This window comes from Pirellulales bacterium (assembly GCA_036490175.1).
Classification (GTDB): Bacteria; Planctomycetota; Planctomycetia; order Pirellulales; family JACPPG01; genus JACPPG01.
In genome coordinates this window covers 109,576-134,680 of record DASXEJ010000303.1, presented here as the reverse complement: position 1 = coordinate 134,680, position 25,105 = coordinate 109,576, and the positions used below count along the sequence as shown (strand labels likewise).

The 25,105-nt window shown below is 61.3% G+C and carries 24 protein-coding genes; 2 read left to right on the top strand and 22 right to left on the bottom strand.

Features of this window, described 5'->3' with window-relative positions; genetic code table 11:
- Positions 1-5: 5 nt before the first annotated feature.
- Positions 6-254 carry a hypothetical protein gene (locus VGG64_23470; GenBank protein HEY1602584.1) on the bottom strand — a complete coding sequence of 83 codons (249 nt, stop codon included), beginning with the start codon at positions 252-254 and terminating at the stop codon, positions 6-8.
- Positions 255-752: 498 nt separating this feature from the next.
- Positions 753-1,442 (bottom strand): bacillithiol biosynthesis deacetylase BshB1, encoded by a 690-nt coding sequence (bshB1, locus tag VGG64_23465; GenBank protein HEY1602583.1) that lies wholly within the window; start codon positions 1,440-1,442, stop codon positions 753-755.
- Between the two features lie 232 nt (positions 1,443-1,674).
- Between bshB1 and VGG64_23460 the strand changes: the two genes are divergently transcribed.
- Positions 1,675-1,911, top strand: coding sequence for a hypothetical protein (locus tag VGG64_23460; GenBank protein HEY1602582.1), 237 nt, complete (start codon positions 1,675-1,677; stop codon positions 1,909-1,911).
- A gap of 89 nt (positions 1,912-2,000) precedes the next feature.
- Here the strand turns inward: VGG64_23460 and VGG64_23455 are convergent, their stop codons facing one another.
- The 13 genes from VGG64_23455 to VGG64_23395 all read right to left on the bottom strand — a co-directional run bounded on the left by VGG64_23455 (position 2,001) and on the right by VGG64_23395 (position 12,350).
- Positions 2,001-3,341, bottom strand: a complete 1,341-nt coding sequence (locus VGG64_23455) for a hypothetical protein (GenBank protein HEY1602581.1) — start codon at positions 3,339-3,341, stop codon at positions 2,001-2,003.
- Between the two features lie 26 nt (positions 3,342-3,367).
- On the bottom strand, positions 3,368-4,312 hold the full coding sequence (locus tag VGG64_23450) for a lactate/malate dehydrogenase family protein (protein HEY1602580.1): 945 nt from the start codon (positions 4,310-4,312) through the stop codon (positions 3,368-3,370).
- A 98-nt stretch (positions 4,313-4,410) separates the two neighbouring features.
- Positions 4,411-5,283, bottom strand: a complete 873-nt coding sequence (locus tag VGG64_23445; GenBank protein HEY1602579.1) for a class II aldolase/adducin family protein — start codon at positions 5,281-5,283, stop codon at positions 4,411-4,413.
- A 152-nt stretch (positions 5,284-5,435) separates the two neighbouring features.
- Positions 5,436-5,723, bottom strand: a complete 288-nt coding sequence (locus VGG64_23440) for a EutN/CcmL family microcompartment protein (GenBank protein HEY1602578.1) — start codon at positions 5,721-5,723, stop codon at positions 5,436-5,438.
- A 15-nt stretch (positions 5,724-5,738) separates the two neighbouring features.
- Positions 5,739-6,467, bottom strand: coding sequence for a hypothetical protein (locus tag VGG64_23435; protein HEY1602577.1), 729 nt, complete (start codon positions 6,465-6,467; stop codon positions 5,739-5,741).
- A complete protein-coding gene (locus tag VGG64_23430; GenBank protein HEY1602576.1) occupies positions 6,467-6,724 on the bottom strand; it encodes a EutN/CcmL family microcompartment protein in 258 nt (85 codons plus the stop codon). The genes VGG64_23435 and VGG64_23430 overlap by 1 nt, the downstream gene beginning before the upstream one ends.
- A gap of 181 nt (positions 6,725-6,905) precedes the next feature.
- The gene (locus tag VGG64_23425; protein ID HEY1602575.1) at positions 6,906-8,339 is read right to left on the bottom strand and encodes an aldehyde dehydrogenase family protein; all 1,434 of its coding nucleotides are present in this window, start codon (positions 8,337-8,339) and stop codon (positions 6,906-6,908) included.
- Positions 8,340-8,408: 69 nt separating this feature from the next.
- Positions 8,409-8,729: a EutN/CcmL family microcompartment protein gene (locus VGG64_23420; GenBank protein ID HEY1602574.1), complete on the bottom strand. Its 321-nt coding sequence runs from the start codon at positions 8,727-8,729 to the stop codon at positions 8,409-8,411.
- 4 nt (positions 8,730-8,733) lie between these two features.
- Entirely contained in the window at positions 8,734-9,918 is a 1,185-nt protein-coding gene (locus VGG64_23415) for an acetate/propionate family kinase (GenBank protein HEY1602573.1), read from the bottom strand.
- A gap of 47 nt (positions 9,919-9,965) precedes the next feature.
- Positions 9,966-10,235, bottom strand: a complete 270-nt coding sequence (locus VGG64_23410; protein ID HEY1602572.1) for a BMC domain-containing protein — start codon at positions 10,233-10,235, stop codon at positions 9,966-9,968.
- 261 nt (positions 10,236-10,496) lie between these two features.
- Positions 10,497-10,796 (bottom strand): BMC domain-containing protein, encoded by a 300-nt coding sequence (locus VGG64_23405; GenBank protein HEY1602571.1) that lies wholly within the window; start codon positions 10,794-10,796, stop codon positions 10,497-10,499.
- Positions 10,797-10,899: 103 nt separating this feature from the next.
- Positions 10,900-11,592 (bottom strand): phosphate propanoyltransferase, encoded by a 693-nt coding sequence (locus VGG64_23400; protein ID HEY1602570.1) that lies wholly within the window; start codon positions 11,590-11,592, stop codon positions 10,900-10,902.
- On the bottom strand, positions 11,589-12,350 hold the full coding sequence (locus VGG64_23395; GenBank protein HEY1602569.1) for a DeoR/GlpR family DNA-binding transcription regulator: 762 nt from the start codon (positions 12,348-12,350) through the stop codon (positions 11,589-11,591). Before VGG64_23395 ends, VGG64_23400 begins: the two co-directional genes overlap by 4 nt.
- Before the next feature lie 248 nt (positions 12,351-12,598).
- Here VGG64_23395 and VGG64_23390 point away from each other — a divergent pair, with 248 nt between their 5' ends.
- Positions 12,599-13,102, top strand: coding sequence for a GNAT family N-acetyltransferase (locus VGG64_23390; GenBank protein HEY1602568.1), 504 nt, complete (start codon positions 12,599-12,601; stop codon positions 13,100-13,102).
- A 209-nt stretch (positions 13,103-13,311) separates the two neighbouring features.
- Here the strand turns inward: VGG64_23390 and purN are convergent, their stop codons facing one another.
- From purN to VGG64_23355, 7 genes are all read right to left on the bottom strand, one after another.
- The gene (gene purN, locus VGG64_23385) at positions 13,312-13,935 is read right to left on the bottom strand and encodes a phosphoribosylglycinamide formyltransferase (GenBank protein HEY1602567.1); all 624 of its coding nucleotides are present in this window, start codon (positions 13,933-13,935) and stop codon (positions 13,312-13,314) included.
- Entirely contained in the window at positions 13,932-17,393 is a 3,462-nt protein-coding gene (ileS, locus tag VGG64_23380) for an isoleucine--tRNA ligase (protein ID HEY1602566.1), read from the bottom strand. The genes purN and ileS overlap by 4 nt, the downstream gene beginning before the upstream one ends.
- Before the next feature lie 256 nt (positions 17,394-17,649).
- A complete protein-coding gene (locus tag VGG64_23375) occupies positions 17,650-18,483 on the bottom strand; it encodes a purine-nucleoside phosphorylase (protein ID HEY1602565.1) in 834 nt (277 codons plus the stop codon).
- A 227-nt stretch (positions 18,484-18,710) separates the two neighbouring features.
- On the bottom strand, positions 18,711-19,142 hold the full coding sequence (locus tag VGG64_23370) for a hypothetical protein (protein HEY1602564.1): 432 nt from the start codon (positions 19,140-19,142) through the stop codon (positions 18,711-18,713).
- 424 nt (positions 19,143-19,566) lie between these two features.
- On the bottom strand, positions 19,567-21,150 hold the full coding sequence (locus VGG64_23365) for an SPFH domain-containing protein (GenBank protein HEY1602563.1): 1,584 nt from the start codon (positions 21,148-21,150) through the stop codon (positions 19,567-19,569).
- Positions 21,151-21,233: 83 nt separating this feature from the next.
- Entirely contained in the window at positions 21,234-22,961 is a 1,728-nt protein-coding gene (locus VGG64_23360) for an SPFH domain-containing protein (protein ID HEY1602562.1), read from the bottom strand.
- A gap of 619 nt (positions 22,962-23,580) precedes the next feature.
- Positions 23,581-25,014 carry a VWA domain-containing protein gene (locus VGG64_23355; protein ID HEY1602561.1) on the bottom strand — a complete coding sequence of 478 codons (1,434 nt, stop codon included), beginning with the start codon at positions 25,012-25,014 and terminating at the stop codon, positions 23,581-23,583.
- Positions 25,015-25,105 lie beyond the last annotated feature (91 nt).

Here is a 25,105-nt window from a genome sequence, read left to right as displayed (position 1 = left end):
GCGCGCTATGCCTGCTCTTCGCTATCGGTCCGCAGCGGCATCGAGAAACGGGGCCGCGTGCTGGGTGCCGGCTGGCTTTCCTGGCGAATCCGCTGGCTCAACACCGCGGCATCATACCACGAAAAGCTCAGCTCAGGATTCGAGGCGAAGCGGCCCAATACGCGCAACGTGGCAGCCCGGCTGGAGTCGTTGTACAAGAATACGTATCGCTCTTCCCCCTTAACGAGGGCAAGAACGTTGATGTCCTGGGCCACGTCGAACCTCCTCCTTCGGCACCGGTCGAACCAAGCTAACCCAAGACCACAGTCGAGGGGCCGCGCGACGGACGCGCTATCTCTATGGGGGTATATCGGTAGCCGTGCCCTGCACCCCAATACGGCGGTCTCTCGATGGCACGGCTCACGATATCGGCACAATCGTTACGTGTTCTTCAGCCGTAAACCCGTCGCTTCTTACTTATCCGGCATACAGTCACGCCAGCACCTGCCGCTAGCGCCGTGCACCCCAGCAAGCACGCGCCGTCGATAGCCCGATATGTGGCGGGCAGACACTACGTAGGTCCACAGATGACGCAACGAATGTGAAATGCGAAATAGAAGATGTGAAGTGGCCGTCCAACCCGCAGTGTGGGGGAACCACAATCTGCGCAAGTTGCGAAGGCCGCGGATTTCCGCCCACAGCGGTGCCGAGGAACGGTGCCGAAAAGGGGTGCCTGTTCGGGCGGTAAAGGCGGTTATCAGATGGAACCGTTGTTACACCAGATCGCGCAGGCTCGTGATGCCGACCGGCTCGCGACTGGCAAAGGGCTCGGCGTAGTCCACGCCGATCGACCAGCCCCAAAAGGCGGCCTGATCGCGCAAGCGGTCTACGAACGACGGCGACTGGTTTTCGCGCCCGGCAATGAACTGGCTGTGATAGCACTCGATCGAAGCCCGCTTTCGCTGCCACTGAGCACTGATGTCAAGCACGAACGCCGGCGGTGTGACCAGTCGCAGATGGACGCAAAAGTAGTACAAAATGCGCGATGGAAAGAATGGCTCGCCCGGCAGGTCCGACTTGGTGAGCTTCGACCAGAAGCGTGCCGCCTCGATCATCTCGGTCGCCGCGACATGATCCGGATGCGAGTCGACCCAATACGGGGCAAAGATCAACCGCGGCCGCACACGACGAAACACGCCGGCCAGCAGGGCCCGCGCCTCGAGCGTGTGTTCCAGCTTGCGGTTGGGCAGGCCGAGATTCTCGCGCCAGTCGACACCCAGTATCTCGGTGGCAGCGGCCGTCTCGCGGGCGCGAATTTCAGGGGTGCCGTGCGGCGTCGGCTCTCCGCTGGTGAGATCGAGAATGCCGACCCGCATTCCCTCGGCCTTGGCCCGTATGATCGCGCCAGCCATGCCCAGTTCGGCGTCATCGGGATGCGGCGCGACGACCAAAAAGTCTAGCAAGAGTCACACTCCGATCGGCCGATGCACGGCGCTCTAGCGGTTATCCACTCCAGGCACGGTGTCCTCTCGTATTTTTACCAATTTTCCCGGCCGCGTGCGTCGCGGCCGTGGCAGCACTCTAGGCCGGCCGCTGGCATTCCGCGCTGATAGCAGGTTGACCTGGACGTCACTGCACGATTCTGACAGACTTCGGCCCCTTCCACTCTTCACTGCCATGGTACGCAGTTCAGCCATGAATGCATTCCCGCGATTTGCCGCCGCGTGGTGCCTGATCGGCACCACGATCGTTGGTGCCTTTGTATGTGCCTCGACCGGATGCCGGCAGTACGCCACCAGCACGCAGCCCACTTTGCGCGATGAAATGCCCCAAGATTCGAGTGCCGCATCCGCCCGTTTACGGCTCAAGCCGGGAATGCGGTCCGGCACGAGCTCAATGGCGCAAGATATCGAACGCAGCGTGGGGTATTAGTGGGTGTGTCGATGAGCGGGCGCTTCGTGCCGTAAGCATGGCCGCTTGCGCGCAGATTGGATCGCAACCAGGATGCGAAGCCCTCCTCTCTATCCGAAGACCCGGTTGCGCTCGCGCTGATTGTAAGCCAGCTTTTCGGCTTGCGTCATGTGGGCAAAGTCGGGCGTGCCGCCGAGGGATTGCGGCGCCTCGACAGGCGTGACTTGACCCGCAGCGGCCGATGCCGCCACCGATTTGTGCGAGCAACCGCACGGGGCCGGCTTCAACTCCGGGCTCTTGTGCCCTCCGCAGCCGCAGCCACAATCGCCGGCCTTCGTCTTGGCGGGAGCGGCATTCGCAACGCCGTTGCTCGAGCTTTTCGCCGACTTCGGAACGTTAGCCGGCACAGCAACAGTGGAACCCCCGCCGTAACTCATCACGGCCGTTTGCAGGACGAGGTCGTCGTCGAGCGTTCGCTGAGGTTTAATCGCCAGTTTCGCCAGCACGGCGTGATAGGCTCGTACGGCTTCCTCGGGACTTATCACACGCTCGACGATGAGCCGCAAGAACTCGACGAAGGCCAACTGGTTCTCTGCCTGGTTGATTTTGCGACCGAACAATGCCACCCGCGCGCCGTATTTCTGCGCCTCGGCAATCAACTTGAAGGCATCGTAGGTCGTTCCCGCGCCTCCGCCAAGAATGCCCACCACCAGGTGCGGATCGTACGCGACCAATTCTTCCATCGCCTTGGGGCCGTGATAGACGACCTTCAAGAATGACGGCCGCCCGGCCTGAGCCACTCCGGCCAGCGTGCGAGCAATCGCGTCATTGATAAAGTGCGGCAGGTCGGCCCCATCGAGCCCGACCGGCGCGTTCGGGTCGAAGACTTCCAGAAAATGATGAAAACCTTTGCTCTCGGCTTCCAGCCGGAAGCGGCGGTATTCTTCGAGCGCAGCCAGGTCTTCGTCCAGGCGGTTGTTGAACGTGATGCTGTATAGTCCCAGGTTGGCGCCGAGGACGCGCTCCTGCGGTTCGCACTCGACGTGCCCGCACTGAATGTGATCGATCGCCGCCGTGCGAAACGGTCGTGACGGCTCCTGGATATAACGTCCGCCGCGGACGACGAAGATGTCGGTCGTGTCGTTGGCCCGCGCCGCCGGCGTAACGTGGCTGTTTACGAACAAACCTTCCTGAATCGTGAGCAAATCGTTGGTGCTGGCCGACATCAACATGATGTCGACGTGTCCCTGATGAACGATCTGTCGAATCTGATCGCGATATTCGGCTAACGTGCGAAAACGCACCTCGCCGGCATGCATCTCGGGCGAGCGGCCCGGCGCGCCGATGCCGAAGGCCATGTCAGCGTCCTTGGCATCGGCAATGATGAAGTCACGCGCGCCCGATGGGTCGGCGTGAATGGCGGCCAGCTTTTGATCGAGCGATTTTTGCATTGGTTTCCGTCCACGAACACATCGGTTCAACGAGCAGCTCCGACCCGGCTCAGCACCGCGTCGACAGTCTCGCGAAGCACTTGTCCGCTTTTGCGTAGCCCCTGGATTTCCTTGGGCCAAAGTTCGATTTCCACGCGATCGACAACCCCCGCCCGCCCCACGATCGTGGGCACCGACAAAGCCACGTCGCGAATGCCGTAGCATCCCTGCTGCACGCTCGACACCGGGAGCATGCGGCGTCGATCCAAGGCGATCGATTCGATAACTTCCTGAATGGCGATGCCAACGGCGAACCCGGCACCTCCTTTACGCTTGATCACTTCGGCGCCCGAGCCACGGGTGCGCGTGAACAACTCGTTGGCTAGGTGGGGCGTCCAACCCGGGTGCTTGTCCAAAGGCATGCCGGCCGCGGTGGCGCTCGACCAGATCGGCACCATGCTGTCGCCATGCTCGCCCAGAATCACAGCCGCGACTTGCGTCGGCGCCGCGTGCAGCGCGCCGGCGATCAGCGTGCGGAAGCGAATGGTATCTAGCTGGGTTCCCAGGCCAATGACCTGGCTGAGCGGCAATTCCAATCGGTCGGCGGCCAAATACGTCAGCACGTCGACCGGGTTCGAGACCACCAACACGATCGCCTCGCGCTTGTAGCCGACTCGGCGAATCTCGTCGAGGATACCCAAGAACAAATCGACGTTGCGATTGATCAAGTCGAGCCGGCTTTCGTCGGGCTTGCGGCGCAGACCGGCCGTAATGCAAATCAGGTCGCTGTCGGGAATCTGCTCATAGCCGCCGGCGTGAATCAGCTGATCGGCTACCAACGGGCTGCCGTGCGCCAAGTCGAGCGCCTGCCCGGCCGCTCCTTCGGCGTTGGCGTCCACCAGGGCAATCTCGCGCACGATACGTCCGGTTTGCAAGGCGAATGCAGTACACGAACCCACGAGTCCGGCACCACCGATGATAGTGACTTTCATATCTATCCAGTTCCTGTTGGGCGAAGCTTCTCGGGCGGACGGCGGATAACTCGCTCATCCGCGCTGCGTCAGAGTCATTGGCCAGGATGCGCCTGCTGCTATTTCGCAAGTGCCGCCAAAACGCGGTCGGTAATGGCTTGCACCAAGGCGTCCTGATCGACGGCGCCGGTGGGTGCCGGTGCCGCGGCCGGGGTCTTGGCGGCCGTGCCGTTTTTGGCCGCCGGCGGGGCGTCAAACGCCCGACGCTCGACGCCGCTGGACTGCCAGCTGGCGCGGAAGACGTCGTTGGCGCAGATGTCGCAGTTCTCCATGTCTTTGTCGAACCGGGCATCGCCGAAGCCCCATTTTTTCTTCAGGTCCAACAGTTCGCGCGTCTGTCCCTCGGTAAAATACGTGACGCGTCCCAGTTGTTTTGACAGCAGCAGTATGCGGCAATAGGCATCGAGGATTTCGGTCCACCAGTAGGCACGCTCTAGCGATTCGCCGAAGCTGACCGTGCCATGATTTGCCAAGATGATCACGTTCGATCGCTTGACGAATGGGAGCACCGTGTCCGCGAACTTCTGACCACCCGGCGTTTCGTAGGCCGTGATGGGAACGTCGCCAAGAAACACTTCGACCTCGGGCAGGATGCATTGCGGAATCGGCTCGCGCGCTACGGCAAAGGCCGTGGCGTGTGGCGGATGGCAGTGGACACAGCTTTTCACGTCGGGCCGCTCTTTCATGATCGCCAGGTGCAGCAACACTTCGCTGGTGCGCTTGCGACGACCCGAAAGCTGATTGCCCTGCATGTCGACACTGCAGATATCGTCGGGCTTCATAAAGCCCTTGCAGATCATCGTCGGCGTGCAGAGGACCTCGTTTTCGCTAATTCGATACGTGATATTGCCGTCGTTGGCAGCGGCAAACCCACGGTTGTAGATCCGCTGACCGATCTCGCACATCTCTTGCTTGAGCTTGTGAACGTTCATGGTTCCTCGACCTTTTTTCTTTGCGGTGCTCTGTTGGCACCACTTTCCTTGTAGGTGCTCGGTGAGCACCGCAGTGTTATTTGCCAGGGGTTGTCGGTGATTCTTGTTCTTCGTGCCTAAGGCGCTCAGCGGATCGACGCCTTCAACGCAAACTATTTCCTTCCAACATCAATCGAATCCAAGATGGCGGCGTTGTAGGCGTCTACCGGTTTGTCGTTGGGCCGAAACGGTTGTGCGGCTTCGCCCCCTTCGCTGATGGCGATGTGGCTGCCGTTGCCGGCGCCTAGTTCGTCGTAGACGACGATCGGTTCGCCGGCAGCGTGTTCGCCACGCTCGAGCTCCGCCAGCGTCAGTGGGATCGCCAGCCGAAATGACGCGCCCGAGAGACTCGGGTGCGACCGGCAGAGCGTCACGGTGCCAATCACCTCGCCCATTCGCATAGTCAGTGTCGCCTGTTAGTTCTTTGGCAAATGTACGTCAAACAGTGCGGGGACTGGGCGCGGCCAGCCGGCACAATAATCCTGCAAAACGCGGCGAAACCCTCCCGGATCCCCCGCCGGATCGACTGCCACCAGATTGGCGGCCACATCCGCAATGGCGCGGCGTATGGAAGCCACGTCGCGGCCGGCCACGGCACGCACGCCGGACCAGCGGTTGGCCAGGCAGGCGGCCGCCTCGGGCCTGGCCGTCAGCATTACCGTCGGCCGACCTCCGCGTGCCGCATGATCCGCCAACTCTTCGACTACGCTCGTCAAGCCGGTTTTTGCCAGCCGTTCGATCGGCAGGCCGTCTCGTAACAGGGCCTCGACAAATGCGGCGCTGTCGAACATTTTCGCACCACTCGCCTCGGCGATTCCCACCACCAGCGCGACTGACGCGCGGGGCGCAATTGCCGCAAATGAAACTTGGACTTCTTTCGCGCGCAACAGATCTCGCGCCGATGGCGTCACCACCGCGCCGCGCCGCAGCACCAGGCTGCGAATGCCGCTCAAACGATTGTCCAAGGTGGCCAGTGTCACGAGTCGATCCGTTAGTTCCAGTAGGTCCGTGGGTTGTGGTTTGCTTGCGCTATTGCCGTTGAAAGTTACGTTCGATGTTGGCGGCATTTGCCCGTTCGCGAGGCGGCCGTGCAAGGCGGCCAGCACTTCGCGAACGATTTGCTCGATGTCAACTTCGTGGACCATCAGTTCTGAATTCCGATCACGCACCAGCGGACCGGCGTCGTATCGCTCCCCAGCATTTCGCGCGTAAACTTTCCGTCGCTCGACATGATCACGGTCTCGCCGCGGCCGGCTCCCAGCTTGTCGGCCACCAACACCGGTTCGCCATCGGGCGAGCGGCCGTCGGCCAACAGGGCCTGCACCACCAACAGCTTCACACCCACCATCGAGGCGTGCTTACGCGTGGCGGTCGCATTGCCAACTACGAGTCCCAGTTGCACGATTCTTCCTCAAACAGACTTTTTCAAAATATTTGCCACCGAGCACCCCTAGATCACAGAGACAAAATCTTTCCGAAATAAATCTTCATGTTCGCAACTCGCCTCGGTGAGCTCTGTGGCTAGCTTTCGAGTGTGTTCTGCCGTTTCAGTAATGTCCCAACGCTTTATTCAGTCCAGCAATTTACTTCCCAAGGATTCTCAGGTCGTCGATCATCGAGCAGCGGCGCTCGCGGGTGAAGGTCAGCGGCGTTGTCACGCCTTCGCCCGTTGGCGTAGCGATCGAGAACGACAGGTATCCTTCGCCGCCGAGTCCCAATGCCGCCATGCAAGGGCCGTTCTTCACGAACAGCGTGGTATCCATCGCTCGGCCCATCTGCGTCATGTGGCGCACGTTGTGTGAGTGAATGATGCTGGTGTGCCGGAAGCCATGTTCGAAGTGCTTGGCCTTGGCCACTGCCTCTTCGAAATCGCGCACACGCACGAAGGGGACGAACGGCATCATCTGTTCGACGGGGACAAAGGGGTTGCTCTCGTCCGTCTCGCCGAAGAGTAGCTCGACACTCTGCGGAACCTGCTTGCCAATACCGCGAGCCAGCACGGCCGCGTCCTGACCAAGAAAATCTTTGCTCGGCACGTCGTGCTTGTGTTCCCCTTCGCCGACGGTAGTGATCGCCACGCGGGTCAGGGAGTCTACTTCGCGGGCCGAAAGCCTTGCGGCGCCGGCCCGATCCATCGCCGCCAGCATTTGATCGAAGACCTTGGCCACGACGAACACTTCTTTCTCAGCGATGCACAGTAGGTTGTTGTCGTAGGAACCACCTTGAATGATGGCCCGTGCGGCGCGATCCAAATCGGCCGTCTCGTCGACTACGACCGGCGGATTGCCAGGTCCTGCCACGATGGCACGCTTGCCGCTGTTCATGGCGGCGCGAGCCACGGCCGGCCCGCCCGTGACACAGATCAGCTTGATGCCACGATGGCGGAAGATTTGGTCGGCGGTTTCCAACGTCGGCTCGGCCAATACGCAGATCAAGTTGTCGATGCCGATATCGCGCAGGATTGCTTCGTTGAAGCGGCGCACACCTTCGGCCGCCACGCGCTTGCCGCTGGGATGGGGATTAACGACCAACGTGTTGCCGCCGGCAATCATGCTGACCGCATTGCCCGTGATCGTGGGGAGCGAATGCGTGACCGGCGTGATGGCGCCAATGACGCCGAACGGCGCGTGCTCGATCACGGCCAGACCGTGGTCGCCGCTGAAAACTTCGCTGCGCATGAACTCGACGCCCGGCGTCCGCTCGCCGAGGGTCTTCAGCTTCTCGACTTTGTGGACCAATCGCCCGATGCGGGTTTCCTCCATCTCCATCGTGCCGAGCTCGACCGATTGTGCGATCGAAATCCGGCGGATGTGGTCGATGATCCGCTTGCGATCTTCGATCGTGCGCTCGGACAGCTGCTCGAATGCTTCGGTCGCGGCCGCTACCGCCTCGTCGACGGAAGTGAACACGCCGTGGCGACCAGTGAATCCACGCCCAGACGCGGCGGGCGGCACGGTGCCGATACGGGCCAACACTTCTTGGACGACGCTGCGTATGACAGCTTCAGTGGCTTGCATGATGAAATTTCAACTGGAGTTTGTCGTTGTGGGATGTAGATCGACGCGATGATTCGGTAATCCGGCGGTTTAACTATGCTGACTCTCGCGGTCATAAACGTTCGCGTTATCGACGCGCACGTTGTCGACGATGCCAATGATCACGGCATCGACTGGCAAGTTCTTGGTCTCGGGCGTCAGCCGGGCGCTCGAGCCCTGCACGATCAGCACGAATTCTCCTTCGCCTGCCCCGACGGTATCGACCGAGATAAATGTCCGGCCGGTCGAAACCAGCCGGCTGCGGTCGGCCGGATCGACGCGATACGGCTCGACGACCAACAGCTTGTGGCCGGTCATCGAGCTGACCTTCTGGGTGGCAACAACGCTGCCGGTGACTTTGGCGACGAACATGGTTTCAACCTTGTAGAAGTTCTTGCGCTTGGCGGGCGACGATGATTTCTTCGTTCGTAGGCACGACCCACAGCTGCACACGACTGGCGGTCGCGTGAATGGCGGCCTCGCCATGCGCCGTGGCGTTGGCCTGGGGATCCAACTCGATGCCGAGTTCGGCCAATCCTTGGCAAACCGTGCTTCGCACGGTGGCGCCGTTCTCGCCGATGCCACCGGTGAACACGATCACATCCGCGCCCCCCAACTCGACGAGGTAGGCACCCAGATAATGCCGCACCGAGCCGACGTAGACATCCAATGCCAGTTGTGCCGGAGCGCTACCGGCCGCGATCGCCGCTTCGAGGTCGCGCACGTCACCGCTGGTATCGCTGAGCCCGGCCAGGCCGCTCTTGGCAGCCAGCGTTTCGAGAACTTCGGCCAACGGCAGCCCCGACCTTTCGACCAGCAATCCCAGCGCGAACGGATCGAAGTCTCCGACGCGATTGTTTTGCGGAATGCCTGTTTGCGGACTCATTCCCATGCTGGTGGCCACGCTCTGCCCCGCACGGATCGCGCATAAGGAGCTCGATCCCCCCAGGTGGCAAGAAATGATCCGCAAGTCGTTGCGGCCTAATAACTGCGCGGTGCGTTCGGCGATGTAACGATGGCTAGCCCCGTGAAATCCCCACCGTTGCACCTGGTACTTCTCGGCCCATTCGCGCGGTAGGGCATAGTACCGATGGCGATCAGGTATGGTTCGGTGGAAGCCCGTCTCGAACGCCGCCACCAGCGGAATCTCTGGCAGCTTTTCCCGCAACAGTCGCATGGCCGCGATATAAGGCGGATTGTGCGCCGGCGCGACGGCGCTCATTTCGTCCATGGCCGCCAACACCTCGGGGGTGACACGCTGCACGCCGCTGAAGCGCCCGCCGTGTACGGCCTTGAAACCGATGGCTGCCACTTCGGCGGCGTCGGCCAGACAGCCGAACTCGCTGTCGGTGAGTTGATCGAGGCAGCGGCGCACGGCCACGGCATGGTCGGGCACATGCGATACGACCTCGCGCCGCGTGCCGCCTATGTCGACGTACGACCGACTTTCGGCCGAACCGATGCGCTCGGTACCGCCGCGCGCAAGCTGGCGCTCGTCGGTCATGTCGTACAGCCGGTACTTGAAGCTCGTCGAGCCCAAATTGGCCACCAGGATCTTCATCGTGGTCAGCGCTCCGTCGTTCGTCTTACAAAAGTGTCGTGGGTCCCTTACGACAAGTACGCCTTGACCAGGCCTTCGCTGGGGCGAGGAATGATGTGGCTGGCCGACAGTTCGCCCACCTTGGTGGCTGCCGCGGCGCCGGCTTCGACGGCGGCACGCACGCTGCCAACATCACCTTGTACGACCGCGGTGACCAGGCCGCCGCCGATCGAAACCCGCTTGATGATCCGCACGTTGGCGGCTTTGGCCATGGCGTCGGTCGCTTCGACAAGCGCCACGAGCCCCTTGGTCTCCAACAATCCAATCGCGTCTTGCATAACTAAGTTGCCTTTATTCTGGAATAGTTCGTTTGAGAAAATGTCGCGATTTCACCACGGAGGCACGGAGACACGGAAGAAGGCAACATGAAACGAGGAATGCGAAAGGATGAGTGATTGACGAACATAGTAGGCTCGTCCGTCATTCGTCATTCACACTTTTGCATTCAACTTGGCATTCTTAGTGCCGCTACGCCTCAGTAACCCCCTGCGTCTCAGTGCCTCTGTGTCTCCGTGGTGAACATCTTGTCCAATGTCGGCTCAGTCGCCGCCCGAGGCTGCGGCGCCGGGTAGAACGGTCTTCAGATCGTCGTGCGGGCGAGGAATGACCTGCACGCTCACGACTTCACCGATCCGGCCGGCCGCTGCGGCACCTGCATCGGTAGCTGCCTTCACGGCCGCCACGTCGCCTGTGACGAACGCCGTCACCAGGCCGCTTCCCACTTTGTCCCAGCCGAGGAACTCGACGTTCGCGGCCTTCATCATTGCGTCGCTGGCCTCGACCAGGGCTACAAAGCCCTTGGTCTCGATCATGCCCAGCGCTTCCATACCTTTCGCCATGTCACAGGTACTCCCAAGAAACGAGTTAGAAAACAAAGTTGTCGCACACTAGAAACACACAAGTCATCGATCAGGGACGCGTACGGCGTCTCGCTCTTCGTATTTACTTCAATAACTCCACTTTCGTGGCGTGATCCAAATCGACGGCGTTTCCCTCGTCGGTGTCGATATGGACCTCCAACTTGCTGGTTGCGTCGGCACGCACTAACAGGTCTTCGAACACAGTGGTGCATGTCGACTCGATGCGCAGCCGCATGCGATCGCCGTTCTTCACGCCGTACAAGGCGGCGTGCTCGTTGTTCATGTGGACGTGGCGCTCGGCGCGGATCACACCCTCTTTCAGTTCCACCACGCCGTTCGGCCCTACCAGCACGCAGCCGGGCGTACCTGCGATCTTGCCGCTGGCGCGGACCGGCAGGTCGACGCCCAGCGAGATCCCGTCGGTAAAGGCCAGTTCCACCTGACTGGCGGGCCGAGTCGGCCCAAGCACGCGCACGCTGGGGAGCATCCGTCGTCGCGGGCCGACAACCATCACGGTTTCTTCGGCCGCATAAAACCCATCCTGGTAGAGCGGCTTTTGCGGCGTCAGCGTTCGGCCTGGGCCAAACAGAATCTCCACGTGCTCGTCCGTCAGATGTACATGACGCGCTGAAATGCTGACAACCAGCTTCGGCAAAGTCGACGTACCCGACGCCAGTGGCGGCGTGGCCGACTGCGCTAGCACGATTTCGCGGACGATGCGCTCGATACTCGCGCGGTCGATCTGTGGTCGGGCGATACTCGTGGCAAGGCTCATGATTTCGTCGCAGGGCGTGCGTCCAGTGGCTCGGCGACCACGAGCTTTACGCCCGCAGCCGTTACTTTGTCTCGCCAAGCGTCGTCGATGTCGCGATCGACGACCAGATAATCGATTCGTTCCAATGGGCAGAGATGGGCCAGGCTCTGATGTCCGAACTTCGTGCTGTCGGCCACAACGATCACTTCTTCGGAAGCGTCGAGCATGGCCCTCTCGGTCTCGACCAGCAGCAGGTTGCTGTTGTAGAACCCGCGGTCGTTAATACCTGCCACGCTGAGCACGGTCCGCCGCACGCTCAGTGACGCCAGCATTTGATTCGCATAGGGTCCCAGCGACACGCCGGTACGCGGATAGACGTAGCCGCCGACCAACACCAGGTCGGTGTTGGAGCTGGAGGCAAACAGGTTTGCGACCGGCAGCGAATTGGTGACGATCTGCAAATGGCGCCCCGCCAACAAGCGCGCGACCTCGTAGGTCGTGGTGCCGCCGTCCAACAGCAACGTGTCGCCATCTTGAATCAGTTGCGCGGCCCTGGCCGCGATCGCCCGCTTCTTGTCCCATTGGGCCGGCTGCCGCTCGTCAAAGTGTGGTAGCTTCGGCGAAGAGCCTGTGTAGAAGACGCCGCCGTGGGTCCGCTTGGCCGAACCGGCTTCCTCGAGATAGTCCAAATCGCGGCGGACCGTCGACTCGGACACCGCCAGCGCATCGGCCAGGTCGGGCAATGCCGCAAAGCCGCGCGTCCGCACAAGTTCGAGCAAGCGAGACCGCCTTTCTTCGGCAAGCACGGGTGAGAATCCGGGTGCGGATGGAAAGAAAGAATCAATCTGGCGCTCATTATGTGCGCATTTGTGATAGATAACAATCACTAAACGCCACTAATGGTCGGACTTGTTTGCCATTTTTGGGCATTACCACCAAAACACACCAAATACTAGCATCCAATGTGATCCACCCGAAATGGTGGGTTTCTGGTGACCACTTGGCCGCAGACAATGCTGGTGGATCTATGGCCGTTGTCCTCCACTACTCGAAGCGGCTTTCTGAACGCCCCACGCCGGGCTTTGTGCCCGATATTGACTTGCGTAGCTACCAGGGCCCCAGCGACATCCCCATTTGGCTTGAGCTGCGGCACCGGGCCTTCGCACGGGCCACGCCTGGAATCCTTCAATGGGACCGGTCGGACTTCGCCAATGAGTTCCTGGAGAAGCCGTGGTGGTCGCCGGAACGCATCTGGTTCGCCATCACCCCCGATGCCGCCAGCGGCGCCCCACTGGCAGTTGGCACGGTAGCAATGGCCGATCGGGGATCCGGAGCCGCCGCAGTGCCGGCCGTGCACTGGCTGGCCGTCCTCCCGACCTGGCGCCGCCGGGGGGTGGCCAGGATGCTGGTCGCCGCCCTGGAAGAGCGCTGCTGGCGATTGGACATGCGCGAGATCTTTCTAGAAACGCACGAAGGCTGGACGGCCGCACGGCGGCTGTACGAAGAACTGGGCTACCGGCAACTACCCTGACGGCAGTCGCTGGTCCTCACGCCTGCAATGGAAACCAGCCGCTGCTGCGCGGAATTTGGTCAAAGATCATCCGCACAGATGACGCAGACGAACTCCGTGCGAAATCGCACCGATTGTGAGGTCGCTGTCAGCACGTGCGCAGCCCGAGGTATCGCCCGTGCTTTATCTGCGAAATCTGTGAATGAAATTTCTCGTCCGCAGCGGTGCGCTTAGCGTATGCGCACGCGGCGCCCCTCGACCAGCACTTGTCCGGCGGCGATCAGGCTGATGGCCTCGGGCAAGGCTTCGCATTCGGCCGCGAAGACACGTGCGGCGAGCGCCTCGGGCGTGTCGCCTTCTTCAACCGGCACCACGCGCTGCAAGATGATCGGCCCGTGGTCGTACTGGTTGTCCACGAAATGAACGGTGCAGCCGGAGATCTTGGCGCCGTAGTCGAGCGCCGCCCGATGCACGCGCAGCCCGTAGTAACCCAGCCCGCAGAAAGCCGGGATCAGAGCCGGATGGATATTCACCACGCGATTGGCAAAATCGTCGGGTACGGGGACGAATTTCAAGAAGCCAGCCATGACGACCAGTTCAGGCTGCACTTCGCGACAAGCGGCAAACAGTGCCTCGCCATACGCTTGGTCACTGGCAAACGCGCGTCGCTCGCAGACGCGCGTCGGTATGCCAGCCGCGGCCGCGAACTGCAGCCCGCCGGCCGCAGGATTGCTCGAAATCACCAGCGCAATCTGCGCCGGCAGCGTGCCGGCTGCGATGCGATCCATCAGGTTGCGCAGCGTGGTTCCTCCGCCCGAGATGAGCACGGCAAGTCTGAGTGGGCGGCCGCTCATGACATGATTCGCCGCAGATAGATCGAAACCTCGTGCCCCGCAACTTTTACTTGCAACGCTTCCACACCGGAGAGGGGCGTTTCAAGCAATCGCGTGCATAATGTTTCGGTTTTGATGTATTCGGCAAAGTCATTAATGGCTTGGCGCAATTCGGCGCTACCGGAGACGATCCCCAGTTCGATACGGTCGGTGTATTCGCATCCGCTTTCCCGACGCAGGTTCTGAATTGCGTGTACCAGGTCTCGGACGTAGCCTTCGGCCACGAGCGCGTCGGTCAACTCGGTCGACAGTACGACCACGGCCGCGGGACCTTGCGCGGCGGCCCAGCCGGGCTTAGCCTGCAGACGGACTTGCAAGTCCTGGGCGTCGAGCGTCACCGGTCCGTCGACTAGTGGAATCTGCACCGAGCCGTCGCGCTCCATCGCAGCCAGCAGTTGGGCCGCATCCGCCTCGGCGAGTGCCTTCTTCAGGGCCGGCAATTGCTTTCCAAGCCGCGGGCCGAGCCGCTTCAGGTCGGGCAGCACGGTGTAGCTGATGTACTGATCAGCCTTCTGCGTGTACTCGACCTCTTTGACGTTGAGCTCGTCCTTGATCAGGCCGTCGTGCTCTTTGAGCCAGGCCCGATGCGTTTGATCGGCCAGGATCACTTCGACCTTCGAGAGGGGCTGCCGCACCTTCAGCTGGGCCCCCATCCGCGCGCTGCGGCCTAGCGAGACGATTTCGCGCACCAGGTCCATACGTGATGAAAGCGATTCATCGATCTCTGCGATAAGGCCCTCGGGATAATCGCACAGATGCACGCTTTCGGCGGCGCGCGAGCCGAACGGCTCGGCGACTAGTCCCTGCCAGAGCGTCTCGGCGAGAAACGGCACGAAGGGCGCTACCAACTTCGAGGTCGTGAGCAGGCATTCGTACAGCGTCCAATAAGCGTCGTGCTTGTCGGCACTCTCGGCCAAGGTCTCGCCGCTCCAGAAACGGGCTCGGCTGCGGCGGACGTACCAGTTCGATAGGGCATCGACAAAGGCCGTGATCCGCGCGCAAGCGTTAAAATTGTCGTAGGCGTCCATCCGCTCGACCACGGCGGCCGAGGTGCGGGCTAGCTCGCTCATGATCCAGCGGTCGAGCTCGCTACGCTCGGAAACGGGGCGATATCCCTTGGCCGTCGCCAGATCCGCGGCCGAGAGCTGTCCGACATCGCCCGCGAGCGCCGTGGCCGGATCGAACGTGTCGATATTGGCGTAGATCACGAAGAAGCTGTAGACATGCCACAGCCGCAGCAGAAATTCCGGAATGCTGTCCTTGATCGATTGCTCGTTGTAGCGGATCGACGTCCAAGGGGGCTGGTTAGCGAAGAAGTACCACCGCAGGGCGTCGGCACCGTAGCGATCGAAGATCTCGCCCGGCTCGCGGTAGTTCCGCTTGCTCTTGGACATCTTCTGCCCGTCTTCGCCCAGCATCAGGCCGAGCACGATGCAGTTCTTGAACGGATGCGGGAATGGAAATTCGCTTGCGCGAGGGTCACGGCCAGCGTACGGACCTTCCGTGCCAGCGTCGCCGCGCTCCACACCCACCGGCATTGTCTTAGGACGCGGGCCACGGAGCAGAGTGCTGATCGCCAATTGACTGTAGAACCAACCGCGCGTTTGGTCGATGGCCTCGCTGATGAAGTCGGCTGGGAAGTTATCGTTGTAGAGATCCGCATTCTTCTGTGGATACCCCCATTGCGCGAACGGCATCGCACCGGAGTCGTACCAACAGTCGATCACTTCGGTCACGCGTCGCATTCGACCTTTTCCGCAGCTCTCGCAATCAAAAGTAATGGCGTCGATATACGGCTTGTGAATCTTCAGATCTTCTGCCAGCTCGGGATTCTTACGCTTGGCCTCGAGCCAAACTTCGGTGCCATCGATGCCACGCCGCGCGAGCAGCGCCGTGTAATTCTCGATGGCTACGGAATGGTTGCAGCCTTCGGCGTCGCAAACCCAAATCGGTAGCGGCGTCCCCCAGTATCGCTCGCGCGAGAGGGCCCAATCGACGTTCGTGGCCAGGAAGTTGCCGAAGCGACCGTCCTTGATGTGCTCGGGCAGCCAGTTGATCCCGTCATTGTTGGCCAACATCTGTTCTTTGAACTGCGAAGTTCGAATGAACCAGCTCCGCCGCGGGTACTGAATCAGCGGATCCTCGTCGGCCCGCCAGCAAAAGGGATAGTCGTGCAGATACTGCTCCTGGTGCCAGAGCAGACCACGATGCCGCAGCTCGCGAGAAATATCGCGATCGCACTCCTTGACCCAGCGCCCCTGGTAATCGGGCGCTTCGGCGGTGAACTTGCCGTCCGGGGCGACGGCGCAGATCAACTCGGGCCCTTCGCCCGGCTTGAAGCGCGCTTGCTCAGTGCGAAGTACTTCAAAGTCGACTTCGCCAAAGGCCGGCGCCTGATGCACGACGCCGGTTCCGCTGTCGGTGGTGACAAAATCCGCGGCTACGACGCGCCAGGCAGGATGTTGCATTCCCCCGCCAACCAGCGTAGCGATCTGTGCGCCGAGCCGGCCGTGGTAGTAGTCAAACGGTGGGACGTACCGTCGTCCGATCAGCTTCTCGCCCAGCAACTTGTCGACCACGTGCAAGTCGCGCTTCACTTTTTCGGCCAGCGTGGCGACGAGCGCCGAGGCAACGATCAGCCGCTCGGTCTTGCCGTCGTGCTCGTCAACGACAACCGAGTATTCCAGCTCGGGATGAACCGCGGCGAACTGGTTGCTCGGTAATGTCCAGGGGGTCGTGGTCCACACGAGCAGGCTGGTATCGGTTGGCTTGCCTGCTTCATCGAGCAAGGGAAATCGCACATACACGCTGGGATCGGCCACCTCGCGATAGCCCTGGCCGACTTCGCCTGCGCTCAGCGCGGTCCCCCCTTGGGCCCACCACCAAACGATCTTGTGTCCCTGGTACAACAGCCCACGGCGGAACAGATCCGAGAGCGACCACCAAACGCTTTCGACGTAGCTCTGGTGGTACGTGACGTAGGCCTCGTCCAGACGAATCCAGAAGCCGATCCGTTCGGTCAGCCGCTCCCATTCTTGCATGTAACGCCACACGCTCTGCTGGCAGCGGTGGATGAAGGGCTCGATGCCGTAGGCTTCGATCTCTTCCTTGGCGTGGATGCCCAACTCTTTGCAGACTTCGACCTCGACCGGCAGCCCGTGGGTATCCCAGCCCGCCTTGCGCTCGCAGTAATAACCGCGCATGGTGCGGTAGCGCGGAAAGACATCCTTGATAGAGCGGGTCAAGCAGTGGCCCGGATGCGGCATGCCATTGGCCGTGGGGGGGCCTTCGTAGAAGACGAATTTAGGCGATCCTTCGCGGCGCTTGAGCGATTTGGCATAGATCGCGCGATCTCGCCAAAAGTCGAGAATCTTCAACTCGAGTGCGGGAAAATCGGGATTCGGTGCAGGGCGAAACATAAGCGGTCAATTCTCGGCGGCAGACAGTCCATCCCCGGCCGGGGGCGGCGAATAGACCACTAGAGCAGGGAGGGCGGGGTTTTTCAATCGGGGCTAGACGTCCTCAAACTGGTGAAAAGCCGGGTGCCATGCTCACGCACAGGCGTGAGCATGTCTTCGCTGTTTCTCCACTTGCATGTCCACGCGGCGCGTGGACATGGCACGTAGCCTGGCACTGATACCGGCCCGTCGAGATAGATTTCCGCATTCGCGGCGGCTATCGCTCGGCTGCGATCCGCTTCAGCACGCCCAGCAGGATCGCGCGCAGCTTCGGTTCGCTCTCGGCCGCCGCCGATAGAATCAGGTCGATGTTGGCGGGCTCCAGCGCGTCGGGAAAGCACATGTCCGTGATCACCGACAAGCCCAACACGCGCATGCTGGCATGCACGGCCACGATCACCTCGGGCACGGTCGACATGCCGACCACGTCGGCCCCGATGGTGCGCAGAAAACGGTACTCGGCCCGCGTCTCCAGGTTCGGACCGGTCACCGCGACATAGACGCCGCGATGAGCCACGAAGTTCTCGCGCCGGGCGATCTCCATCGCACATTCGACCAGCTGCGGATCGTAAGGGCACGACATGTCCGGAAAGCGCGGCCCCAGGTTATCGTCATTGATGCCGATCAGCGGGTTGCCGCCTAGCAGGTTGATGTGATCGTCGATCACCATGATGTCGCCGCGACGATAGAAGGGGTTCATGCCGCCGCAGGCATTCGAGACGATCAGCGTGTCGGCCCCCAGCGCCTTCATCACCCGCACGGGAAAGGTGAGCTGCTGAAAGCTGTACCCCTCGTAGGCGTGAAAACGTCCTTCCATGGCGACCACGCTCACACCTGCTAGCGTCCCGCAAACGAGCTGCCCAACGTGGCTGGTGGCGGTGGACGCGGGAAAGTGCGGGATGGCCTCGTAGGGAATCGTGATATGGTTCTCGATTTCGCGCGCGACATTGCCCAATCCTGTACCAAATATGATGCCAACCCGGGCCGTGCGGTCCCACTGGGTGCGGATAAAGCCGGTAGCTTCAGCGATCTGAGCTGCGAGGTGTAGCATCGTAAGGGCGGCTTGCGAGGAAGGACGTGATGATAAACGGCGGTTGCAATCCGCCGATGCAGCAAGTTACCCAGTAGCGGGTAAGGACCGCAACCCATTGGCCGACTGATGCGAGCAGACCAGCACGGTTTGCTGATGAGAATTACGTGTGCTGGCGATGAAGTGTCCGCCCGGATGTTCGTGCTGCCCTATCCGGCACCGCTCCGCGAGCTGCACACCTTGCGCGGCTAGTTCAGGATGCCGTACTCGCGCATCAGGGCGCGATAGGCGGGGTCGTCGCGAAGCGAGTCGAGATCGCTATCCCCTTCCAGATATTCGAAATCGTCGTAGCCTTGCTCCAGGGCCGCCCGCAGGGCCGCGATCGCCTCGCGCCGGTATCCTCCCACCGCCAGGCTGCAGGCCAGGTTGTAGCGGATGACGTAATCGGTGGGGACGAGCTCGGCCAGCCGCCGATCGATCACCAGTGCCAGATCATGCAAACCTTTGCGCGACAGCAACTCACCCTGACAACGCAACACGTCAACATAATCCGGCTGACGCTGCAAAATTCGGTCGAAGAAGGCGATGTCGAAGTCCATCTGCCCTTTGGCGAACGGTTCGCCCTTTTGCGGCACCTTACCCTTGGGCGTAAGGGGCGCACGGTCGTCTGCCGAAGACATTGTGGAACTCTCCCGTTGTCGAAACAGACGATTCACAATCTCAAGGCCCCATGATGCCGAGCCAGCCGGGCGGCCGTCAATGCCGTTCTGTCGACATCCCGGGCCGCTCTGTGGCACGCGCTCATGGACACCCTGGAAATGCCGCTCGTGGACGTCGTAACTGGCGCGTCGAGCGACCAGTCACTCCCTCCACGGGCCATGCAAGGATGCTGGCACCGCCTAGCGCTTACCAGCCTCCCGCTACGAATAGCTTACGCAACAGGACTGGTTCGGCAAGTGACCGTCGGCGGTCTGCAGGCTCGGCCGACGCCCGCAGGCCCCGATTTCGCGACCACGAACCTGAAGACGCGACACAACAGGAACAAGCGGCGCTTGCGCACATTAAGGGTTTCTGCCGCGCCCGAATACGCCATGCGCCTGGGTGTTACCGGGCCGACGGATCGGATTTCCCTTCCTTGGCTGGGACCGATTGCGCCGTCGGAGTCGACCCGCCGGCGGGCAGCATGAAGTTCAGCCCCTTGCCTTCCATGTTGGTCCAGAACGTGCCTGGCCCGCTGTGAAATAGCCGCACGATCATTTGTGGATTCAGCTGATCCGCCATCGAATACTTGAGAAACGCCTCGCCATTGTTCTGGAAGACATTCATCTTCATCTGGTACAGCGAGGCCTTGGCGGTCTCCTTGAGCTTGCTGACCTGGGCGTCGGCTTCGCCGATGGCCTGGATGCGCTGCGCGTCGAGCGCGGCGATCTGAGCCTGGTATTCGGCATCGAGTTTTTCCACCTCGTTCTCGGTGCGCGTTTGGACATTTTCCACGTCGCGATCGATGCCCGCCACCAGGCGCTGCGTCTCGGCCGCGACTTCGGCTTCGCGCTGCGGGATCATCTGCTGTTCGCGCTCGACGTCGGCCACGCTCTGGGCGGTGGCCTCCTTGGCCTGGTTGGTGACCTTGGTCTCGGCCGCGATCTGTTTGTCGCGGATCGGTTTCAGGTACGCCTCGGGGATGACGATGTTGCGAATGAACGCCGAATGTACGGTGACGCTCTTTTCCTTGGCCACGCGCGTCAGCTCGTTTGTGAAGTCGGTCTGGAACGCCTCGCGCTTTGCGCCTTCGAGGAAATCTTGTACGCCGTAGTCGATGCCCTTGTCGCGTCCGATGGCGTGCGCCTGCACGTCGATCACGTTCCGTTCAACGGCATGCCGCGAGCCGTATTCGGCCACTAGCACCGGCATGTCTTCGGGGCGAATCTCCCATTCGACCGTGCAGTCCATGCTGATCTCGAAGCCCCCCTTGGAGATAAATGTAATGGCAGTGCTTTGCCGTGGGTCCTTGTCGTAGAAAAACGTCGATTGAAAGATGCCCACTTCGCTGGGCACGACCTCGAATTCCTTGGTGTTCAGGTAATACAGTCCCGGCTGCAGAATTGTCCGCAAAATGCCCTTTTCGTTCGGCTTGTCGGCAAACCGTCCGCTGCCGTCCTGTCCGAGCAGTCGGCGGAGCACGCCGATATAGCCGGGCTCGAGATTCGTGGCGTCGACTTCGTCCACTTGGAAGCCGTGACGATTGATGCGGTAGGCGCCCGGCGGCAATATATTGCGCTGGATGCCCTGTTCGCCCGCTTCGGCCAACAAACGACCGGCCGGCAGCGGCTTTCCGCCCTGCGCCGTGACGATGCCGACCTTGCCGGGCGGTATGACGGTGTTCTTTTCAATTTCGCGCGAATAAACGATCGGCATGACAAAGTGCCAGCCTTCGCCCAGCACTTCGCGTTGGATTCCCTTTTCGCCCGCCTCGGCCAAAACCTGTCCCGGGGGAAGCGGCTGGCCGCCGTTCGAGATGATGACCAGGTGCTTGCCAGGTGGCACATAGACGAAGAATTCGTGCCAGGTGAGGATCACCGCCACCAGCAGCACCAGAGCCGCCCCGCACCAGAACATGATCTGGCGGCGCATGTAGCGAGGATCGAGTTTGAACGAGCCGGAACTATGCATGTCGAGTATTTCGGTCATGGTCTAATTCTCCTGCAACAGCTGCTGAAAGCTTTTATGTCTTGGTGTGAACTGCCCAAGCGAGTGTTTTTGCCTGACGCGCGTTAGTTCCCATCACCTGGATTGTTGCCGGGCGGCGCATCCTGGGTGGCAGTGGAGTTATCAACTGGCAGAGCACTGGCGGGTTGAACCGCCGCTGCCGAGCGTGGCGATTCCGCCGGCTGGGACGCCGAGGCGGGGACCAGCACGGGCGCCGTGTTCGCCGGCTGCGTCATGTAGTTGGCAAAGATGCGGGCGAAGTCGCTATCGTCCGAGGCGAAAATCTCGGTTAGCGCCGGCGACAGCTTCGACAGGACCTGATATTGGGCAAAGCTCTGCACGTTGTCGAAGCCCTGCACGGCCTTGGCCAGGCCAGAGGTTTCCGCCTCGTTCTCGAGCATGATCACCGCCGCCTCGGCGCGTCCTTTGGAGAGCGCGGCTTCGGCCAGTTTGCGGGCCGCATCGAGTTGCAGCTGCGCGTTGGCCAGCTCTTGCGTCAAGCGCAAGAGGGCAACCTCTTTCAGCTGCTCGGACTTTTTCGAAGCCTGGATCTTGCGCGTTTCGGCCGCGACCTTTTCCTTGGCTTGCTGCTTGAGGGCTTCCTTGGATCTCAAGTCCTGCTCGGCCTTGTATTGGCCTAGGCGTACCACGTTCTTTTCTCGCTCGACGCGGGCCAACTCGCGTTGCGAGATCTGCTCAGAAAGCTCGGCCGGCGGTCGGAACTCGGCCAGCGCCACGGCCCGCAGCTCTACGCCCAATTCCTCACAGCGTGGCTTGACCTTGGCCAGCAACGCCTGCTGCAACGACTCGCGTGCGTTGGCCATTTTGGCTGCGGGGTTTTCCACGACGGTGAGAATGAAGTCACGGGCGTCGAAGTTACTGCCCTCGATACGCGCGTAGCCGCGGATATGAGGCAGAATGACCTTCTGCAAAACTTCGTTTTCCAGCTTTTCGTCATCCGTGCGATCGGCTTGGTGCAAGACGCCGGAATCGGTGAGCCGGACCAGCATCTCGGGCGCCTTATTCGGCATCACGGCGTACTCGACGACCACGTGCGGCGCCAGGATAAAGCCGTCGCGTGACGGGAACTCGATATCAGAGAATTCCACACGATGGCTGCGCACCTCGACCGGCGTAATCGATTCGACGTAAGGGTTCAAATAGTATGTTCCCGGTGGCACCGACGCTTTCTGAACACCCCGATAGCCATCGGGCACGGTGTAGTCGCCGCCGCGCTCAGCGCGGGACAGCCCTTGCGGGTCTTTGCCGATCTTCAAAGTGCGGACGCCGACTTGCTCGACGCGGACTTCTACGGCTGCAACCTCCTCGACCTGGTAGGCATGTGGATTCAAGCGATAGGCGCCTGGCAGCAATACGCGCTCCAGGATGCCGCGCTCCCCCTGCACGGGATCGTTGCTGTCCTCCTGCGCCAAGATGTTGCCTTGGGCGATGCGCTCTGCGGGAAGCTCGCGGCCAAACAGCCGCGTGACCACCAGGCACTTGCCCGGCGGCACCTGCTTCATCTCGTGGACCTCGTAACTCCAGAAGAGCGGATTGAGGAAGTGCCGTCCTTCAGGGAGCACATCGAACATGACGCCCTTGTAGGAGTCATCAGGAGCCACGACGTCGTTCTCGGGCAGATCCCTTCCCCAACGGTGAATACGCACCAGGAATTTGCCGGCCGGCACATCCACACGCTCGACCTCCCAGTGCCAAACCTGCTGCAGCACGAAGGCCGACGCCAGTGCGACCGCGCACCAGACCAAAAAGCGAGGGTTGCGATAGAAAGTCACGATATCTCTCCTGCGAGATTCTGCTAAGAGCGGCTCCGCCAGCGGAGCAACCCCGGGCCGACGATCTCGTGCCGATCGGCCCCCCAGTGTCAATTCGTTCTATGTACTAAGAGCTTAGGTCGCGGTCGCCAACTCGGCTCCCCCGCCGAGAATCCCCGGCAAGTCCTGCCCCGAGCCACGTCGGCGATGCGTGAAATGCTGCGATTCGCCCGCGTGATCCAAGCGTTCGCTTGCGCAAGAAAGTACGTCCCAGCGTGCGACACAGACATGAGCGTGGTCAGCGACGAACAACTGACCGCGTGTTCGCACCCATCACAAGGTTCAGGACGTGAATGCTTCAGATTGCCACCCTGGCCCGAGAGCCGCGTGCTTTAAGCGATTACGCTCCCTATTATACAGGCGTTCGGTCGCGCTCCCGGCGCAGCAATCGACATGCCGGAAAATCCCAATGGCATGGCGCCAGCTATGGCTGCCGCTTTAAGTCATTGTCGGCAGAGCAACTGCAACCACTACCGATCGGTAAGTAGCTACATCGCAAATAGGGACGAAATACTGGCGGGCACTGAATTTGCTGACGGCCGCCTTTCGCCATCATCGCTTCGCCAACACGACGCGACCCTTACTGGTCGACACGGCGATAGATGCCCCAGTTGTGCTTTGCCAACGACGTCAAGAATTCGTCGAAGATGCCACCTTGCACACCGATGCCGATCGTGTAGATCGACATGCGTTTGGCGTAGTTGGCGCGCGTGATCAACGTCACGATGTCGGCCGGATTATCGATCGAGCCGCCCTGTGGTGCGCCGTCGGTGAGGAAGAAAATTGCCTCGGCATCGAAACGCATGCCGGTTTCCAGCGCGTCGTAAGAGGCCGTGGTGTTGCCCGTCTCGAGCATACCGACCCAGCGCGACGCGGCTTGCTTCATCGTGGCGTTGGCCTGCATTAATTGCTTTTGCCAGATATAAACTTCGCCGTTAAAAGCAATCACGCTGAATTGTGCGTCGTCAGCCAATCCGTCGATCGCTTGCAGCAGCTCGCGCTTGGCTGCCATCAAACGCCCGCCGCGCAGCATGCTGCCGGACGTGTCGATGATGAACACCATCTTTTGGGCATAGATCGACAGGCCGTAGTACATCGATCCGCCGCGGGCAGGTGCCGTGAGCGCGAAATTATTTAGATCCTTGCGAGGGACGGCGCCGCCCGGTGCCTGGTACGTCTTTTCGTTATCCTTCCACCATTCGCGCCAAGCCGCGGGCTCCATTCCTAGATCCTGCCCCGTTGCCTCGGTCAGGTGCTTGACGATCTCGGCGCCAATTTCTCCTTTGATGTTTTCAAGCAGTGCCACCAATTGGCCGATCGCCTCGGGCGCGCTGATTTTCATTAGCGCGTATGCGACGGCGCGACGCAGGCCAAACTGTTCGGGAAATGCCTTTAGCGCGGCGAGCTTCTTCAGAGGGCCGACGTCTTCGGCCTGGCCATGCTCCCCCAACTCGTCGGCCAGCGACTCGACCAGAATGAGTCCGTCATGCGTGCCGGCCTGTTTTTCCAACAAGACGCCCACCTCGCGTTCGATGTCGGGCGAGGTCGAGGCCAGCAGCACGGCCAGCAATTGAAACGTCTTCTGATTCACCGCGCCGTGCCGCGTATCCTTGTTCACCGTGACGAGAAGATAGCGCGCGATCTCGCCGTTGTCTTTCAAGTCGAGTAGCGTGTCGTAGGCGGCGCTGCGCACTTCGGCGGAGTCGTCTTTGAGGCCCACGGTCACGAGCAGCTTGGCCGCCTCGGCGTTGGGATAGTCATGCAACTGCCGTAAGCCCGCCACGCGTTCGAAAGGTTGCTTGTTGCGCAGCTTGACCTGAATCTCACGCTTGGCCGTGCGGAATTCGTCCTTGTCGGCGTCCTTGGCCGCGTCGCGCGCGGTTTTTTCCGGGACCTTGGCGGAGACGCTTTTCTTGGGAGCGGGCTGGTCATCCGCGCGAGTTCGTTCGGCAGGGCCAACGACCACGCCCAACAGCAAGAGTGCCGCAACCGAAGCTGCAATCCGGACGGACATCAATTGTCTCCCACAGCGCTCGCCGTGCGGCGCTCTGCGGCTTGCCACGTTACACCACGGGGAGCCGATCACTCGCTCCATTCTCGGAAGG

Excerpts from the sequence above, each read along its gene's own strand:
- VGG64_23460 (HEY1602582.1), top strand. The coding sequence starts at position 1,675 with ATGAATGCATTCCCGCGATTTGCCGCCGCGTGGTGCCTGATCGGCACC.
- VGG64_23455 (HEY1602581.1), bottom strand. The coding sequence starts at position 3,341 with ATGCAAAAATCGCTCGATCAAAAGCTGGCCGCCATTCACGCCGACCCA.
- VGG64_23450 (HEY1602580.1), bottom strand. The coding sequence starts at position 4,312 with ATGAAAGTCACTATCATCGGTGGTGCCGGACTCGTGGGTTCGTGTACT.
- VGG64_23445 (HEY1602579.1), bottom strand. The coding sequence starts at position 5,283 with ATGAACGTTCACAAGCTCAAGCAAGAGATGTGCGAGATCGGTCAGCGG.
- VGG64_23440 (HEY1602578.1), bottom strand. The coding sequence starts at position 5,723 with ATGCGAATGGGCGAGGTGATTGGCACCGTGACGCTCTGCCGGTCGCAC.
- VGG64_23435 (HEY1602577.1), bottom strand. The coding sequence starts at position 6,467 with ATGGTCCACGAAGTTGACATCGAGCAAATCGTTCGCGAAGTGCTGGCC.
- VGG64_23425 (HEY1602575.1), bottom strand. The coding sequence starts at position 8,339 with ATGCAAGCCACTGAAGCTGTCATACGCAGCGTCGTCCAAGAAGTGTTG.
- VGG64_23420 (HEY1602574.1), bottom strand. The coding sequence starts at position 8,729 with ATGTTCGTCGCCAAAGTCACCGGCAGCGTTGTTGCCACCCAGAAGGTC.
- VGG64_23415 (HEY1602573.1), bottom strand. The coding sequence starts at position 9,918 with ATGAAGATCCTGGTGGCCAATTTGGGCTCGACGAGCTTCAAGTACCGG.
- VGG64_23410 (HEY1602572.1), bottom strand. The coding sequence starts at position 10,235 with ATGCAAGACGCGATTGGATTGTTGGAGACCAAGGGGCTCGTGGCGCTT.
- VGG64_23405 (HEY1602571.1), bottom strand. The coding sequence starts at position 10,796 with ATGGCGAAAGGTATGGAAGCGCTGGGCATGATCGAGACCAAGGGCTTT.
- VGG64_23400 (HEY1602570.1), bottom strand. The coding sequence starts at position 11,592 with ATGAGCCTTGCCACGAGTATCGCCCGACCACAGATCGACCGCGCGAGT.
- VGG64_23390 (HEY1602568.1), top strand. The coding sequence starts at position 12,599 with ATGGCCGTTGTCCTCCACTACTCGAAGCGGCTTTCTGAACGCCCCACG.
- purN (HEY1602567.1), bottom strand. The coding sequence starts at position 13,935 with ATGAGCGGCCGCCCACTCAGACTTGCCGTGCTCATCTCGGGCGGAGGA.
- ileS (HEY1602566.1), bottom strand. The coding sequence starts at position 17,393 with ATGTTTCGCCCTGCACCGAATCCCGATTTTCCCGCACTCGAGTTGAAG.
- VGG64_23375 (HEY1602565.1), bottom strand. The coding sequence starts at position 18,483 with ATGCTACACCTCGCAGCTCAGATCGCTGAAGCTACCGGCTTTATCCGC.
- VGG64_23370 (HEY1602564.1), bottom strand. The coding sequence starts at position 19,142 with ATGTCTTCGGCAGACGACCGTGCGCCCCTTACGCCCAAGGGTAAGGTG.
- VGG64_23365 (HEY1602563.1), bottom strand. The coding sequence starts at position 21,150 with ATGACCGAAATACTCGACATGCATAGTTCCGGCTCGTTCAAACTCGAT.
- VGG64_23355 (HEY1602561.1), bottom strand. The coding sequence starts at position 25,014 with ATGTCCGTCCGGATTGCAGCTTCGGTTGCGGCACTCTTGCTGTTGGGC.